This is a genomic window from Bradyrhizobium sp. USDA 4452, from assembly GCF_054063575.1.
Genome location: NZ_JBSSGK010000001.1, coordinates 1883707 through 1897707 on the forward strand (window position 1 = coordinate 1883707; position 14001 = coordinate 1897707).

The window sequence follows — 14001 nt, forward strand, 5'->3', positions numbered from 1 at the left end:
GAGAACGGGATATGCCGACGTTGATCGATTTGATCCGGGCAGGCCGCAAGGTCGAACGGCACCATCCATGGCCGCGTGCGGTGGTGGACAGCGATGCCTGGCGTGCCGCCGCCGGCGCCCTCGCCGATGGCGACTTGAGCCTGCTCGGGCTTTGGGGCGAACCATCCTGCGTGCATATGGCCATCCTCGACGAGCGCACCTCCGACATCGGCGTGGTCAGCCTCGATTGTCCCGACCGCCGCTTCCCCTCGGTCGCGGCCTGCCATCCTCCGGCGCTTCGCCTGGAGCGCACCATCCACGACCTGTTCGGGCTTCAGGCCGCGGGCACGCCGGATCCCCGTCCCTGGCTCGATCATGGCCGATGGCCGATGCGTTTCCCGCTGGGCGAGCGCCTCGATGCAGCACCGGATCCGGCGCCTTATCAATTCCTTCCGGCCGAAGGCGACGGTCTGCATCAGATTTCGGTCGGCCCGGTGCATGCCGGCATCATCGAGCCCGGACATTTCCGCTTTACGGCGAGCGGGGAGACGGTGGTCCGCCTCGAGCAGCGGCTCGGCTACACCCACAAGGGCGTCGAAGGACTGATGACGGGGAGCGCCGTCGAGCAGGCCGCGCGCCTCGCCGGCCGGGTCTCCGGCGACAGCACGGTCGCCTATGCGCTGGCATTCGCGCAAGCGGTCGAGGCCGCGCAGCAGATCGCGGTGCCGCCCCGCGCGGTCTTGCTGCGCGCACTGATGGCCGAGTTCGAGCGACTGGCCAATCACCTCGGCGACATCGGTGCGATCTGCAACGACGCGTCATTTGCACTGATGCAGGCGCATTGCGCCGTGCTGCGCGAAGCTGTATTGCGCGCGGCCGACGCTGCATTCGGCCACCGCCTGATGCGCGACCTTGTCGTTCCCGGCGGCGTGGCGCGCGACATCGCCGGCGATGGACCCAACGCAATCCGGGCCGCGCTCGACCAGATTCGCCGGCATTTCCCTGCGCTGATCGAACTCTACGACAACACCGCCTCGTTGCAGGATCGCACCGTCGGCACCGGCATCGTGACCGCGGCGCTCGCCCGGCAATTCGCCGCCGGCGGCTATGTCGGGCGTGCGAGCGGCCGCGACCATGATGCCCGACGCAAGCCCGGCTATCTCCCCTATGATGGCTTGCGTTTCGAAGTCCCTGTTCTCGGCGACGGCGACGTCAACGCCCGGGTCTGGATCCGGATCCGCGAGGTCGAGCAGAGCCTTGCGCTGGCGTACCAGATCCTCGTTGGCCTCGAGGCCGGCCCGGTCAGGGTGTCGCTGCGGGCTGCGAGCGAAGCGGCCGAAGGCATCGCGCTGGTCGAAGGTTTCCGGGGCGACATCCTGGTCTGGCTCCGCCTGAACGGCGATCGGATCGACCGATGTCATCTGCGCGATCCGTCATGGTTTCAATGGCCCCTGCTCGAGGCGGCCATCGAAGGCAACATCGTGGCGGACTTCCCACTCTGCAACAAATCGTTCAACTGCTCCTATTCGGGGCAGGACCTCTGAGGACCGGGGGCGATGCGCAAACTTTTGTTCGAGAGCCTGTTTCGCCAGCCATTGACCGAACAGGCGCCGCGGCCGGACGATGCGGCGCTTGCAGAGCTCGCGGCCGCGGTCGGCCGCACCGCACGACGCCGTCTCGGCCGCAGCCTCTCGATCCGCGAGGTTGATGCGGGCTCGTGCAACGGATGCGAGCTGGAGATTCACGCGCTCGGCAATGCCTATTACGACGTCGAACGGTTCGGAATCCGGTTCGTGGCCTCGCCCCGCCACGCCGATGTCCTGCTCGTCACAGGTCCGGTCACGAACAACATGCGCGAGGCGCTGGAGCGCACATACCGGGCGACGCCAGATCCCAAATGGGTCGTCGCTGCGGGCGATTGCGCAAGGGATGGCGGATGCTTTGCCGGCAGCTATGCGGTGGTCGGCGGGGTCTCCGCGGTCGTTCCCGTCGATCTCCACATTCCGGGTTGTCCACCTTCGCCGATAGCCATTCTACGCGGCCTCATCGGTCTGCTCGAGGCGGTGGACTCCGGCGTCGCGGCACGGTGAGAGCACGCGCGCAGATTTACCTCTCCCTTGGGAGAGGTCGGCGCGAAGCGCCGGGTGAGGGGTTACGGTCTCTCTGTGGAGCTGCAGCCCCTCACCCGATTTGCTTCGCAAATCGACCTCTCCCATCGGGGAGAGGTGAGCCGAATCCGTGGCCGAACCGATTCGATCCAAACTCATCGCGCTTTAGCCGCTGTCGCGCAGCACCAGCTCGAAGCCGAGATCGATGCGGCGCTCGCCACCGCGCTCCAGTGTCAGTGTCGCCGCGGTGCGGCCGATCGCATCGCCATGCACGCTGATCGTGCTCAATGTCGGCGAGATCAGCTGGCCCATCTCGAGATCGCCGAGCCCGATGACGGCGACCGGCTGCACTGTCGCAGGCCCGTCACGCAGCAGGCCGGCCTTGCGCAGCCCGGACATGAAGCCGATCGCATGCGCATCGTTGGCGGCGAACACCGCATCGACGCCGGGCAGGCGTGCATGCGCCGCCACGCTGCCGGAGTCCTTGCGGTCGAGGATCAGCCGGCGCGGCTCGGAGAGGCCGCTGGCCAGCGCCTCGTCCCTGAAGCCGAACCAGCGCCGCGTGCCGCGCGGATCGTCGCCGCCGATGAAGGCGAGCTGCTTGCGCCCTTGCGCAACCAGATGCTTGGCGACCGCGACACCGGCCTTGTAATTGTCGAAGCCCGCGACCGCATCGATCGGATTGGCCGGCAGATCCCAGGTCTCGACGATCGGAATCCGCGCATTGCGCAGCAGGCGACTGCCCTCCTCCGTCGCGGGCGAGCCGACCATGATGATCGCCTCCGGCCTGCGCGACAGCAGCGCCGCCAGCATGCGGTCCTCGCGCGTCGCATCGTAGCGCGACTGCGCCAGGATCACCGAGAAGCCGAGCGGTTCGAGCTTGTCGGACAGACCTTGCACCGTGTCGGCAAAGATCGCGTTGGCGATGGTCGGCACCAGCACGCCGACCGAGTTGGTCCGCGCGCTCGCCAGCGCGCCTGCGACCAGGTTCGGGACATAGCCGAGGTCGCGCATCGCCCGCTCGACCCGCGCCTTCGTCTCAGGGGCGACCAGGTCCGGCATTCGCACCACCCGGCTCACCGTGATCGAGGAGACGCCGGCGCGCTTGGCCACCTCTGAAAGGGTGGGCGCGGCACCGGCCGGGCCGGTCCCAGGGGCGGTTAGTTCGGAGCTCATAGGCCGGAGCCTGCACGATTCCGGATTGCCAAGCCATGATGTTAGCGCTAGCATTGCTCAATGTTAGCGCTAACATGAAGCAAATAAGGGAGAAACGGCATGATTTCGGACGAACAGGCCGAAGCCTACAAACGCGACGGTGTGATCGTGGTCCCCGAGGTGCTCAACCAAGAGACCCTCGCCAGGGTGCGTACCGTGCTCGCGGAACTGGTCGCCGGGGCCTCTGCCGTGACCGAGCACACCGACGTCTACGACCTCGAGCCCGGCCACACGCCGGACAATCCGCGCGTCCGCCGCATCAAGGCGCCGCACAAGGTGCACCCGATCTTCGACGAAATCGTCCGCAGCCCGGCTGTGATCTCGATCCTGATGAAGTTGATCGGTCCCGGACTCCGGCTGCATGGCTCCAAGCTCAACATGAAGTCGGCGCAATACGGCTCGCCGGTCGAGTGGCATCAGGACTGGGCGTTCTATCCGCACACCAATGACGACATCCTCGCGATCGGCGTGCTGCTCGACGATTGCGACATCGAGAACGGCCCGATGCTGGTGACGCCGGGATCGCACACCGGCGATACGATGTGGGATCATCACGGCGAGGACGGCTGTTTCGCCGGGCTGATCGATCCGGACCTGATCCAGGACGACATCAAGCGCGCGGTGCCCTGCATGGGCAAGGCCGGCAGCATGTCGTTCCACCACGTCCGCGCGCTGCACGGCTCGGCGACCAACACGTCGAACCGGCCGCGCAATCTGCTGCTCTATGAAGTGGCGGCCAGCGACGCCTGGCCGCTGATGGGCGTGAAGGATTTCGACGAGTTCAACAGCCGGCTGCTGGCGGGGCCGCCGGTGGTCACCCCGCGGCTGACCGACGTGCCGGTGCGGATGCCGCTGCCGCCGGCCAAGCGACAAGGATCGATCTACGAGACGCAGTCGGCGTCGAAGAAATCGTATTTCACGCGCGCCGCCTGAGACTGACGACGATGCCCGCGGCCAGCCGCGGGCATTGCTGATTTCACGGGCACGATCCCACGCGGCAAACGCGGAGATCGTGCTCGATCAAAATGACCATAAAAACAGACATAACGGGGAAACGAATGACCGAGATGGCAAGAGATGGTGCTCGCACATCGCGCCTGCGTGTGATCCTGGCCGCTAGCATCGGCTCCGCGCTCGAGTGGTACGACTTCTTCCTCTACGGCACGGCGGCCGCACTGGTGTTCGGCGAGCTGTTCTTTCCGAAGAGCGATCCTGTCGTCGGCACGCTGCTGTCGTTCCTGACCTTCGGCGTCGGCTTCGTGGTGCGGCCGTTCGGCGGCCTCTTGTTCGGCATCCTCGGCGATCGCTACGGCCGCAAGCCAGTGCTGGTCGCAACGCTGCTGATGATCGGCATCGGCACCACCGCGATCGGCTTCCTGCCGACCTATGCACAGATCGGAATCTGGGCGCCGATCCTGCTGGTCGCGATGCGCGTCATCCAGGGCCTCGGCGCCGGCGCCGAGTATGGCGGCGCGGTGATCTACCTCGTCGAGAACGCGCCGCCGAAGCATCGTGGCTTCTGGGGCGGCTTCGCGCCGCTCGGTGTTTCCGTCGGCAATCTGCTCGCTGCCGGCGCCTTCGCGCTGGTGACGATGCTGCCGCGCGAGCAGCTGATGAGCTGGGGTTGGCGCCTACCCTTCCTGGAGAGCTTCCTGCTCATCGTGGTCGGCATCTTCGTCCGCGTGCGCATCACCGAGACGCCGGTTTATACCGATGCGGTGGTGGCGCGCGGCAAGGTCGAGAGCAATCCCGCGATGGAGGCGCTGCGCCGGCACCCGCGCAACTTCTTCGTCGTGCTCGGCGCGCGCATGGCCGAAAACGGACTCGGCTATTTCTTCCCGGTATTCGGGCTGAGCTACGTCATTACTGCACTCGGCGTGCCGAAAGCCGATGCGCTCAGCGCGCTGATGCTGGCCTTCACGGTCGAGCTGTTTGCGATCCTCGGCTTTGCCGCCTTGTCTGACCGGATCGGACGGCGGCCGGTCTACATGTTCGGCGCACTTGCCGGCGTCGCGCTCGCCTTCCCGTTCTTCTGGATGGTGGGCACCAAGGAGTGGATCATGATCGCGCTCGCCTTCATACTGGCGCGCGCCGTGGTGACGGCGGCAATGTTCGGGCCGCAGGCGGCGTATTTCGCCGAACTGTTCCCGCCGCAGCGTCGCTTCGCCGGCTTTGCCTTCGCGCGCGAGCTCGGCTCGCTGCTGTCGGGCGGCCCGGCGCCGTTCGTCGCCACCGCACTGGTGGCGGCTTACGGCACCTGGTGGCCGGTCGCCTGCTACGCGATGTTCCTGTCGGCCTGCACGGTGATTGCGATCTGGATCGGTCCGGAGACCTATCAGGAGAACATCGCCGCCGACATGAGCGAACAGGCCGAGCTGCCCGCGGCGATCCCGGCGCGGGCCTGATCGGTGACGCAGCAGCTGCGCGTCCTGCAGTCGCTCTGGGCGATGGAGCGGCGGCTGGCCGATGAGGACGAATGGCCGCTGCAAACCCAGCTCGCGATGATCCGCGATGCCGGGTTTGACGGCGCCGGCGTGCGCTTCATCGCTCCTAGCTTTGCGCGCGAGGTGACGAGTTTCCTGCGCGCGCACGGCATGATCTGGCAGGCGCAATGCTATCCGAAGAACGTCGACGACCTGAAGCCGGTGCTGGAGCTGGTCGCCGAACTCGGCGCCGATCATGTCAACCTGCAGCCAGACGTTCGGCCGCGCCGGCTTGCCGATTGCGTCCCGCTGCTCGAGGGCTGGCGACGGCTCGCCGCGGAGGCCGGCGTCGCCGTGCATGTCGAGACCCATCGCGACCGCATGACGACCGACCTGTTGTTCACGCTCGATCTGCTCGACTGCTTTCCCGATCTGCGGCTGACTGCCGATCTCTCGCACTATCTGGTCGGACGTGAATTCGCCTGGCCGGTCGACGACGTCAATCATGCGATGATCCATCGCATCCTCGACCATGCCTGGGGCATCCACGGCCGCATCGCGAGCCGCGAGCAGGTGCAGATTTCGCCCGGCTTTCCGCAGCATCGGGACTGGGTGTCGCTGTTCATGGACTGGTGGGACTACGGCATCCGCTCCTGGCGGAAGCGCGCCGGCGCCGATGCGACGCTGACATTCCTGTGCGAGCTCGGCCCCCCGCCCTATGCCATCACCGGGCCCGACGGCCGGGAATTGTCCGACCGCTGGCAGGACGCGCTGGTCATGAAGGGCATGATCCGCGCGTTGTGGGATCGCATCGCGAACGAGCCGCAGGGCGGGACATAGCGTTGATTCAGGCGGATCGCGGCGGCATTGTGAGCCACCGCAACTCGAACGCCGCGAGGAGCCGTGCGCGTCGTAAGCGCATATCCGCGTCGCCGCATCGCATGCGTCGCCTGGGCCATGGCCGCCGTCTTCGTCTACGCGAGGGCAACCGCGGCAGAACCGACGCTTGACGTCGCGACGATGCCTCGCGTCGCGACCATCGACCCGCGCTTCCAGTCCTACAACATCGAGATGGTTGAGGTGACCGGCGGGCAATTCTGGAAGCCCTATGCCGCCGCAAGGCCGGGTGCAAAGCCGGAACGGTTCGCGGCGCGCACGCCGATCGATCTGCACGATGGCCGGCTACGCAAGCTCGCAGCGGCTCTCGCGCCCGCATACCTACGCGTCAGCGGGACCTGGGCCAACAGCACGTTCTTTGCGGATTCCGACGCGCCACTGGCTGCGCCGCCGGCTGGCTTCAAGGGCGTGCTGACGCGACAGCAGTGGCGGGACGTGATCGACTTCTCGCTTGCCGTCGGCGCTCCCATCGTCACGTCCTTTGCGATCAGCACCGGCACGCGTGACGCTGGAGGGCGATGGACCTCCGAACAGGCCGGGCAACTTCTCGCTTTCACGAAATCGACCGGCGGCCAGATCGCTGCAGCTGAGTTCATGAACGAGCCCGATCTGCCGGCCATCGGCAGCGCCCCCGAGCACTACGATGCCGCAGCCTACGGCCGCGATTTTGCAACGTTCCGCGCATTCATGAAGGAGGCCGCACCCGACGTGGCGATCCTCGGCCCGGGCACGATCGGCACCGGCGCGGATGCTCGAGCGCGCTTCACCGTCTCGGCACAAGGCATCGACGCGGTCTCCTACCATCATTATGGCGCGCTCTCGGCGCGATGCGCCGGCGATCGCACGGCGACGCGGGCATTGTCGGACCAATGGCTGTCACGAACCGGCAGGACATTCGCCTTCTACCGAGCGCTGCGCGACCGGCTTGCGCCGGGCAAGCCGATCTGGCTGACCGAGACCGCGGAGACTGCATGCGGCGGCAATCCCTGGGCCGCGACCTTCACCGATACGTTCCGCTATCTCGATCAGCTCGGGCGGCTCGCCAAGGCCGGCGTTCAGGTGGTAATGCACAACACGCTTGCCGCGAGCGACTACGGGCTGCTCGACGAGGAAAACCATCTGCCGCGGCCGAACTACTGGGCCGCGCTGCTATGGCGACGGCTCATGGGAACCACCGTGCTCGATGCCCGCGTCGCCGAGCAGCCTGGTCTGCACGTCTATGCACATTGCGCGCGTGATGCGCCTGATGGAATGGCCCTGCTCGTCATCAACAATGATCGGCGGATGCGGCGCAGGCTGACACTGCCGGCGGCCTCGCAACGCTACACATTGGCGAGCGAAAGGCTTGTCGACGGCAATGTTCGGCTCAACGGCAACACGCTTGCGCTCGGGCCTTCCGATCAGCTGCCCGCCCTGAATGGCGAGCCGGCTCCCGCTGGAGCGATCGTCTTCGCTCCCGCAACGATCACGTTCCTGACCGTTGCCAATGCGGGCAACGCCGACTGCCGGTAGCGATCAGCGATCCGACCTCGCCTATGCCGCGTCGCGGTTGGCGTCGACCGACTCCGCCGGGCGCGCCACCAGATGGCTGAGCATGATCGCCGTCATCAGTCGCTCCATCTCAAGCCATGCGGTGACGTGCGACATGGTCGGCCGGCCGCCGAGCGCGAGCTGATTGACATCGTCGACCGCGGTCAGTCCGCGTGGATAGAACTCGCGGAAGATCACGCGCTCGGCCAGGCCGTCGACCAGGCGGAAATTCAGCGTCTTCGACAGTTCGCTGAGGGCCTCGCCGACCAGACGCTTGTTGCGCGATCCGAGCGTCGAGAGGCGGTTGCGCAGCACCACCCACTCGAATGCCGGCTGATCGTGCGCGCTGCGCTCGCGGCGCGCTTCCTCCACCATCTTCGAATAATGGCTGATCCCGGTCACCTTGAAGTCGTTCGGATCGACGGTGCCGAGCACGTCGAAGTCGACGAAGCTGTCGTTCAGCGGCGTAATCAGCGTGTTGGCCAGCGAATGCGTGAACGTCGTCAGATAGGTGTCGTGGCCGGGGCAGTCGATGACGACGAAATCATGCGACCGGCTGAGCCGCTCGACGATCTCACCAAGTGCGCTGCGCCCGAGCGTCTCGACCTCGCTGCTCCGGCCGCTCACCGTCTCGAAGCACATGTGTGCGGGAATACCAAGATCCAGCGAGGTTTCCCGCGCCCAATCCCGACGGTTCTCGACGTAATGCGTCAGCGACTTCTGCTTGTTGTCGAGATCGATGGTGGCGACACGCTGACCTGCCTTGATCAGCGCGATGGCGACGTGCATGGCAATTGTCGACTTGCCCGAGCCGCCCTTGTTATTTCCGATTACAATTACTCGTGCGTTTGTCATGGGAATCCATACCGGACGCTTGAGTGAAAGCGGGACGAAATCGAATTTAATGAATGGATTCGAATCTCCCTGATTCGATGAATCCCGACAAGAGTCGTCGTACGGTCGTCGCGATCGAAATAGATGCGGCTGCGACAACATTGTCACAGCCGCCATCCGTGCACGTATCGTGAACGCAGCGTGTCTCGCTAGGCTTGCGCCCTGGGATTAGCGTCCCTGGAACACCGCGGCCCGGCGCTCCACGAATGACTTGATGCCCTCGGCCGCGTCAGCCGTGTTGAGCACGCGTTCGCGGATCTGCGGGATGATCGCAATCGCCGCCTGCTCGCCGGCTTCGATGAACTTGCGGCCGGCCTCTTTCGTCACCTGGATTCCGAGCGGCGCGTTGCGCGCGATGATCTCGGCTAGCGCCATCGCCCGTTCGATCTGCTGACCGGCCGGCACGACTTCCTGCACGAGGCCGATCCGATGCGCTTCCGCGGCGGTGAACTCGTCGCACAGCAGGAGGTGATACATCGCATCGCCCCAACCGGCGCGGCTGATGTAGCGGAAATGCGCCCCGGCCAGCGGCGCGATGCCGCGCTTCGCCTCCATCTGGCAGAAGCGGCTGTCGTCCGCGGCAATAACGATATCGCCGGCCAGCATCATCTCGATGCCGACGGTGAACACGATGCCCTGCACCGCCGTGATGATCGGCTTGCGGCACCGCTTCGACAATCCGAACGGATCGACGTTGCCCTCCGGCAGCGGCTTGCGCGACGCGGTCGGACCGAAGAATTTCGGCATGTCGAGGCCTGCGGTGAAACTGCCGCCGGCGGCACAGAGCACGCCGACCCAGAGACCGTCGTCAGTGTCGAGCAGTGTCAGCGCGTCGGACAGCTCAGCCATCATCTCCGGGCTGAAGGCATTCTTCTTCGCGGGATTGTCGATGATGATCTTCAAGATGCGGTCGTGCCGCTCGTGACGGACCCGCCCCTCGCTCGCGCTGCCGGACATCTGCTCCTCCCTGCCTTGTGACTGACAATTTTTCTGGATGATGCTTGTCATCCAGATGCATGATGGTCATAATCCAGAATGAGAGTCAAACAGGGGTTGACCGACATGGGCCATTCCCAGGCCGACAAGGCCAGGAGCCGTGAGCGGATTCTGAACGAGGCGGCGAGCCAGATCCGCGACAAGGGGCTCGACGCGCTCAGCATTGGCAGCCTGATGCAGCAGGTGAAGCTGACCCATGGCGGCTTCTATGGGCATTTTGCCTCGCGTTCCGAGCTGATCGCCGCGGCGCTGCAGCAGGCGCTAAATGCAGGCGAAGCTTCGGCGCACGCAGCGCGCGATCCCGACAAGCCGGTCAGCGTCAACGCCCTGGTGCGAAGCTATCTCAGCCGCGCCCATCGCGACTCGTCCAAGTCGGGCTGCGCGATCGGCGCGCTGATCTCCGATGTCGGCCGCGCCGACGAACAATGCCGCGCGGTGATGGAGCCGCACATCGAGTCCTTCATCGCCAAGGTCGCCGAGACGTTCGGCGACGATGACGATTCCCGTGCGATCGTCGCGGTCAGCGCGATGGTCGGCGCGCTTGCGATCTCGCGCGTGCTGACCGATCCGAAGCGATCCGACGCGGTTCTGCGCACGGTGCGCGACGGCATCGTCGCGATGGCGTCCGACGAATGATGTCGCCTGCACCGCGGGCACCTGGATGGAGCAAGCCATGAACGACCGATCCAACCTCGAGCCGACCGCGGTGCAAGGCAGCGTGCTGATCGCCGGCGTCGGCGCATCCAACGGCCTCGGCGCCGCGATTGCGCGCCGCTTTGCGGCCGGCGGCTATCCCGTCGCGATCGCCGGGCGCAATGCCGAGAAGCTCGCCGCGACTGCGGCCGAGCTCGCAGCAAGCGGCGCCAGGGTCACCCATGTCGTCGGCGATGCCTCGACGGCAGCGGGTGCCGCCCGCTTCGTCGAGGCGGCCGGGAAGCTCGCGCCGCTCGCGATGGCGGTGCACAACGCCGGCTCCAACCGGCCGGCGCCGTTTCTCAAGGTCAGCGAGCAGCGCTTCGAGGAGCACTGGCGCGAGCACGCGCTCGGCGGCTTCCAGCTCGCGCAGGCCGCCATCCCCGCCCTGCTGGCGCGCGGCGGCGGCACGCTGGTGTTCACCGGCGCCAGCGGATCCCTGCGCGGCAAGGCCAATTACGCACCGTTCGCCTCCGCCAAGGCCGCGCTACGGGCGCTGGCGCAGAGCGTGGCGCGGGAATTCGGGCCGCAAGGCATCCATGTCGGCCATGTCGTGGTCGACGGCGGCATCGAGGGCGATCGCCTGCTGAGCCTGCGTCCGCAATTGAAGGACGACCGCGGGCCGGATGGGCTGCTCAACATCGCGGCGATCGCGGACGCCTATTGGGTGCTGCATCACCAGCATCGCAGTGCATGGACGCTGGAGCTCGACCTGCGGCCATGGGCGGAGCCGTTCTGACGGCGCGCGCGTCATTTTCCGGGGAGAAATGGGTTGCGATCCCGCGAAATCTTGTCAGGCTAAGTGGCCATATCCGAGGAGATCACGCCCATATCCCGGGAGAAGGCCATGTCGCAGCCCATGCCGATCCTGCATCATTTCGATCAATCGCCGTTCTCCGAGAAGATCCGCGTCATCTTCGGATTCAAGAAGCTGGCCTGGAAGTCGGTGCGGATCTCCCGCATCATGCCGCGGCCGGACCTGATGCCGATGACCGGCGGCTATCGCCGCACGCCGACGATGCAGATCGGCGCGGACATCTATTGCGACACCCAGATCATCGTCCGCGAGCTGGAGCGGCGCTATCCGGTGCCGACGCTGTTTCCCGCCGGCAATGCCGGGATGCCTTGGGCGCTCGGCATGTGGAGCGACCGGCCGTTCTTCCAGAGCACGGTGAACCTCGTATTCGGCTTCATCGGCGACAAGGTCCCGCAGGAATTCATCGCGGATCGCGAGAAGCTGCGCGGCGCCAAGTTCGACGTCGCCGCCATGACTGCAGCGCTGCCGCAGATGCGCGACCAGTTCCGCGCCAATGTCGACTGGATCGAGACGCAACTCGGCGATGGCCGATCATGGCTGTTCGGCGAGTTCAGCCTCGCCGACGTCAACGCTTACATGAACGTGTGGTACGCGCGGCAGAGCCTCGCCACGATGGACGAGATCATGAAGCACTTCCCGCGCGTTGCGGCCTGGGAGCAGCGCATCCGCGCCATCGGCCACGGCACGCGCACGGAGATATCGTCGGCCGACGCGCTCGAGATCGCGGCGAAGGCGCAGCCGGAGTCGCCGGTTTTCGGCGACCCCGCGGATCCGAACGGCCGCAAGCCCGGCGATATCGTCAGCGTGATGCCGGATGACTACGGCAAGGTCCCGGTCCGCGGCGAGATCGTCTCGCTGTCGGCACAGCACATCGCGATCCGCCGGTCAGACGATCGCACAGGCGAGGTGGTGGTGCATTTCCCGCGGGCCGGCTTCCTGGTCATCCCGGGCTGACTGGTCACCGCGGGCTGATCGCCGCAGCCTCGAAACCACGGCCGGATACAAGCGGCCTGGAAACGCTGCGTTTCGCGACGTGACCTTGCCGGTCGGCGAACAGGCCATAGTTCTGCTGCATCTCCAACCAGAGGCTCCACAGCGCAGGCTTGCGGATATCTCCGCAGCACCACGACCTTTCGGCCCGCGTGCGATGGGTGGCCCGTGGCGGATGCTCCGCCACGCCGACAACTGGACTATGCGATGACGACCTCTCTCGAATTCGGGCTCGACACATTCGGCGACGTCACCAAGGGTGCGGCCGGCGCGCCGCTGCCCCACGCCCAGGTGATCCGCAACGTCGTCGACGAAGCGGTGCTGGCCGATCAGCTCGGGATCGATTTCATCGGGCTCGGCGAGCACCACCGGGCCGACTTTGCGATCTCCTCTCCCGAGACCGTGCTGGCGGCGATCGCCGCGCGCACCCAGAACATCCGCCTCGGCTCCGCGGTGACCGTGCTCAGCTCGGACGATCCGATCCGCGTGTTCCAGCGCTTCGCCACCGTCGACGCGGTCTCGAACGGCCGCGCCGAGGTGATCCTCGGCCGCGGCTCGTTCACCGAGTCGTTCCCGCTGTTCGGCTTCGACCTCAGGCAATACAACGAGCTGTTCGAGGAGAAGCTCAATTTGTTCACCGAGCTCCTGAAGCAGGAGCCGGTGAGCTGGGAAGGCAAGCTGCGGCCGCCGCTCAAGGGCCAGTCGGTCTATCCGCCGGTCGAGCACGGCCGGCTCAAGACCTGGATCGGCGTCGGCGGGAGCCCCGAATCGGTGGTGCGCGCGGCGCATTACGACCTGCCGCTGATGCTCGCGATCATCGGCGGCGATCCCAAGCGGTTTGCGCCCTATGTCGACCTGCACCAGCGCGCCTACCAGCAGTTCGGCCGGACGCCGCAGCCGATCGGTGTGCATTCGCCAGGCTACGTCGCCGAGACCGACGCACAGGCCCGCGAGGAGCTGTGGCCCGACTACAAGGTGATGCGCGACCGAATCGGCAAGGAGCGCGGCTGGCCGCCGATGGGCCGCGACGAGTTCGTCGCCGAGGCCGAGCATGGGTCGCTCTATGTCGGCGCGCCGGAAACCGTCGCCCGCAAGATCGCGGCGACCGTGAAGGCGCTCGGCGCGGCGCGCTTCCAGCTGAAATATTCGGCGGGGCCGCTGCCGCACGAGAAACTGATGAAGAGCATCGAGCTCTACGGCAGCAAGGTGGTGCCGATGGTGCGCGACATGCTCGCCGCCTGATCGACGAGAGCCAGCTCTTGAAAGGCAAAAACCCCCGGCGTTTTAGCGCCGGGGGCTCTGTTAGATCATCTCAGTGGTCGACCGGGATCCACCAGTTGCGCTGGACTTTGAGCATCATGGTCAGGGTGTTCTGGCAAGCGGATTGCTCCGGTTGTCATCATGTCGTGCTTTCACGAGACTGTTGATGGACGCGCAGAGGGGCGCAGGCTAAGTCCGA

14 protein-coding genes are annotated in these 14001 nt (G+C 66.2%); 10 read left to right on the forward strand and 4 right to left on the reverse strand.

Going from position 1 to position 14001, the window contains the following annotated elements:
* Positions 1-11: 11 nt before the first annotated feature.
* Both ACVISU_RS08965 and ACVISU_RS08970 read left to right on the forward strand, forming a co-directional pair.
* Positions 12-1523 (forward strand): hydrogenase large subunit, encoded by a 1512-nt coding sequence (locus ACVISU_RS08965; protein ID WP_456706688.1) that lies wholly within the window; start codon positions 12-14, stop codon positions 1521-1523.
* A 12-nt stretch (positions 1524-1535) separates the two neighbouring features.
* Entirely contained in the window at positions 1536-2069 is a 534-nt protein-coding gene (locus tag ACVISU_RS08970) for an NADH-quinone oxidoreductase subunit B family protein (RefSeq protein WP_050404211.1), read from the forward strand.
* 183 nt (positions 2070-2252) lie between these two features.
* Here ACVISU_RS08970 and ACVISU_RS08975 read toward each other — a convergent pair whose 3' ends face one another.
* The gene (locus tag ACVISU_RS08975) at positions 2253-3263 is read right to left on the reverse strand and encodes a LacI family DNA-binding transcriptional regulator (RefSeq protein ID WP_456706689.1); all 1011 of its coding nucleotides are present in this window, start codon (positions 3261-3263) and stop codon (positions 2253-2255) included.
* A 99-nt stretch (positions 3264-3362) separates the two neighbouring features.
* On the opposite strand from ACVISU_RS08975, the gene ACVISU_RS08980 reads away from it, so the two are divergent.
* The 4 genes from ACVISU_RS08980 (at position 3363) to ACVISU_RS08995 (ending at position 8134) form a co-directional block, all read left to right on the forward strand.
* Entirely contained in the window at positions 3363-4235 is an 873-nt protein-coding gene (locus tag ACVISU_RS08980; RefSeq protein WP_050404209.1) for a phytanoyl-CoA dioxygenase family protein, read from the forward strand.
* Positions 4236-4360: 125 nt separating this feature from the next.
* Complete coding sequence (locus tag ACVISU_RS08985; RefSeq protein ID WP_456706690.1) at positions 4361-5707, forward strand: MFS transporter; 1347 nt, start codon at positions 4361-4363, stop codon at positions 5705-5707.
* Positions 5708-5710: 3 nt separating this feature from the next.
* Positions 5711-6565, forward strand: a complete 855-nt coding sequence (locus tag ACVISU_RS08990) for a sugar phosphate isomerase/epimerase family protein (RefSeq protein ID WP_456706691.1) — start codon at positions 5711-5713, stop codon at positions 6563-6565.
* Between the two features lie 117 nt (positions 6566-6682).
* Positions 6683-8134, forward strand: a complete 1452-nt coding sequence (locus ACVISU_RS08995; RefSeq protein ID WP_456706692.1) for a hypothetical protein — start codon at positions 6683-6685, stop codon at positions 8132-8134.
* Positions 8135-8155: 21 nt separating this feature from the next.
* Here ACVISU_RS08995 and ACVISU_RS09000 read toward each other — a convergent pair whose 3' ends face one another.
* Positions 8156-9163 carry a division plane positioning ATPase MipZ gene (locus ACVISU_RS09000; protein ID WP_456706693.1) on the reverse strand — a complete coding sequence of 336 codons (1008 nt, stop codon included), beginning with the start codon at positions 9161-9163 and terminating at the stop codon, positions 8156-8158.
* A 51-nt stretch (positions 9164-9214) separates the two neighbouring features.
* Positions 9215-10003 carry a crotonase/enoyl-CoA hydratase family protein gene (locus ACVISU_RS09005; RefSeq protein ID WP_050404205.1) on the reverse strand — a complete coding sequence of 263 codons (789 nt, stop codon included), beginning with the start codon at positions 10001-10003 and terminating at the stop codon, positions 9215-9217.
* A 78-nt stretch (positions 10004-10081) separates the two neighbouring features.
* Here ACVISU_RS09005 and ACVISU_RS09010 point away from each other — a divergent pair, with 78 nt between their 5' ends.
* The 3 genes from ACVISU_RS09010 (at position 10082) to ACVISU_RS09020 (ending at position 12506) form a co-directional block, all read left to right on the forward strand.
* On the forward strand, positions 10082-10678 hold the full coding sequence (locus ACVISU_RS09010; RefSeq protein ID WP_456706694.1) for a TetR/AcrR family transcriptional regulator: 597 nt from the start codon (positions 10082-10084) through the stop codon (positions 10676-10678).
* A 37-nt stretch (positions 10679-10715) separates the two neighbouring features.
* Positions 10716-11474 carry an SDR family NAD(P)-dependent oxidoreductase gene (locus tag ACVISU_RS09015; protein WP_456706695.1) on the forward strand — a complete coding sequence of 253 codons (759 nt, stop codon included), beginning with the start codon at positions 10716-10718 and terminating at the stop codon, positions 11472-11474.
* A gap of 108 nt (positions 11475-11582) precedes the next feature.
* Positions 11583-12506, forward strand: a complete 924-nt coding sequence (locus tag ACVISU_RS09020; RefSeq protein WP_456706696.1) for a glutathione S-transferase family protein — start codon at positions 11583-11585, stop codon at positions 12504-12506.
* Positions 12507-12510: 4 nt separating this feature from the next.
* Here ACVISU_RS09020 and ACVISU_RS09025 read toward each other — a convergent pair whose 3' ends face one another.
* Complete coding sequence (locus ACVISU_RS09025; protein WP_456706697.1) at positions 12511-12633, reverse strand: hypothetical protein; 123 nt, start codon at positions 12631-12633, stop codon at positions 12511-12513.
* A gap of 116 nt (positions 12634-12749) precedes the next feature.
* Here ACVISU_RS09025 and ACVISU_RS09030 point away from each other — a divergent pair, with 116 nt between their 5' ends.
* Entirely contained in the window at positions 12750-13784 is a 1035-nt protein-coding gene (locus ACVISU_RS09030; protein ID WP_456706698.1) for an LLM class flavin-dependent oxidoreductase, read from the forward strand.
* The last annotated feature ends 217 nt before the right edge of the window (positions 13785-14001 follow it).

Excerpts from the sequence above, each read along its gene's own strand:
- ACVISU_RS08980 (WP_050404209.1), top strand. The coding sequence starts at position 3,363 with ATGATTTCGGACGAACAGGCCGAAGCCTACAAACGCGACGGTGTGATC.
- ACVISU_RS08995 (WP_456706692.1), top strand. The coding sequence starts at position 6,683 with ATGGCCGCCGTCTTCGTCTACGCGAGGGCAACCGCGGCAGAACCGACG.
- ACVISU_RS08985 (WP_456706690.1), top strand. The coding sequence starts at position 4,361 with ATGACCGAGATGGCAAGAGATGGTGCTCGCACATCGCGCCTGCGTGTG.
- ACVISU_RS08965 (WP_456706688.1), top strand. The coding sequence starts at position 12 with ATGCCGACGTTGATCGATTTGATCCGGGCAGGCCGCAAGGTCGAACGG.
- ACVISU_RS09000 (WP_456706693.1), bottom strand. The coding sequence starts at position 9,163 with ATGGCGGCTGTGACAATGTTGTCGCAGCCGCATCTATTTCGATCGCGA.
- ACVISU_RS09020 (WP_456706696.1), top strand. The coding sequence starts at position 11,583 with ATGTCGCAGCCCATGCCGATCCTGCATCATTTCGATCAATCGCCGTTC.
- ACVISU_RS09015 (WP_456706695.1), top strand. The coding sequence starts at position 10,716 with ATGAACGACCGATCCAACCTCGAGCCGACCGCGGTGCAAGGCAGCGTG.
- ACVISU_RS09010 (WP_456706694.1), top strand. The coding sequence starts at position 10,082 with ATGAGAGTCAAACAGGGGTTGACCGACATGGGCCATTCCCAGGCCGAC.
- ACVISU_RS08975 (WP_456706689.1), bottom strand. The coding sequence starts at position 3,263 with ATGAGCTCCGAACTAACCGCCCCTGGGACCGGCCCGGCCGGTGCCGCG.
- ACVISU_RS09005 (WP_050404205.1), bottom strand. The coding sequence starts at position 10,003 with ATGTCCGGCAGCGCGAGCGAGGGGCGGGTCCGTCACGAGCGGCACGAC.
- ACVISU_RS08970 (WP_050404211.1), top strand. The coding sequence starts at position 1,536 with ATGCGCAAACTTTTGTTCGAGAGCCTGTTTCGCCAGCCATTGACCGAA.
- ACVISU_RS09030 (WP_456706698.1), top strand. The coding sequence starts at position 12,750 with ATGACGACCTCTCTCGAATTCGGGCTCGACACATTCGGCGACGTCACC.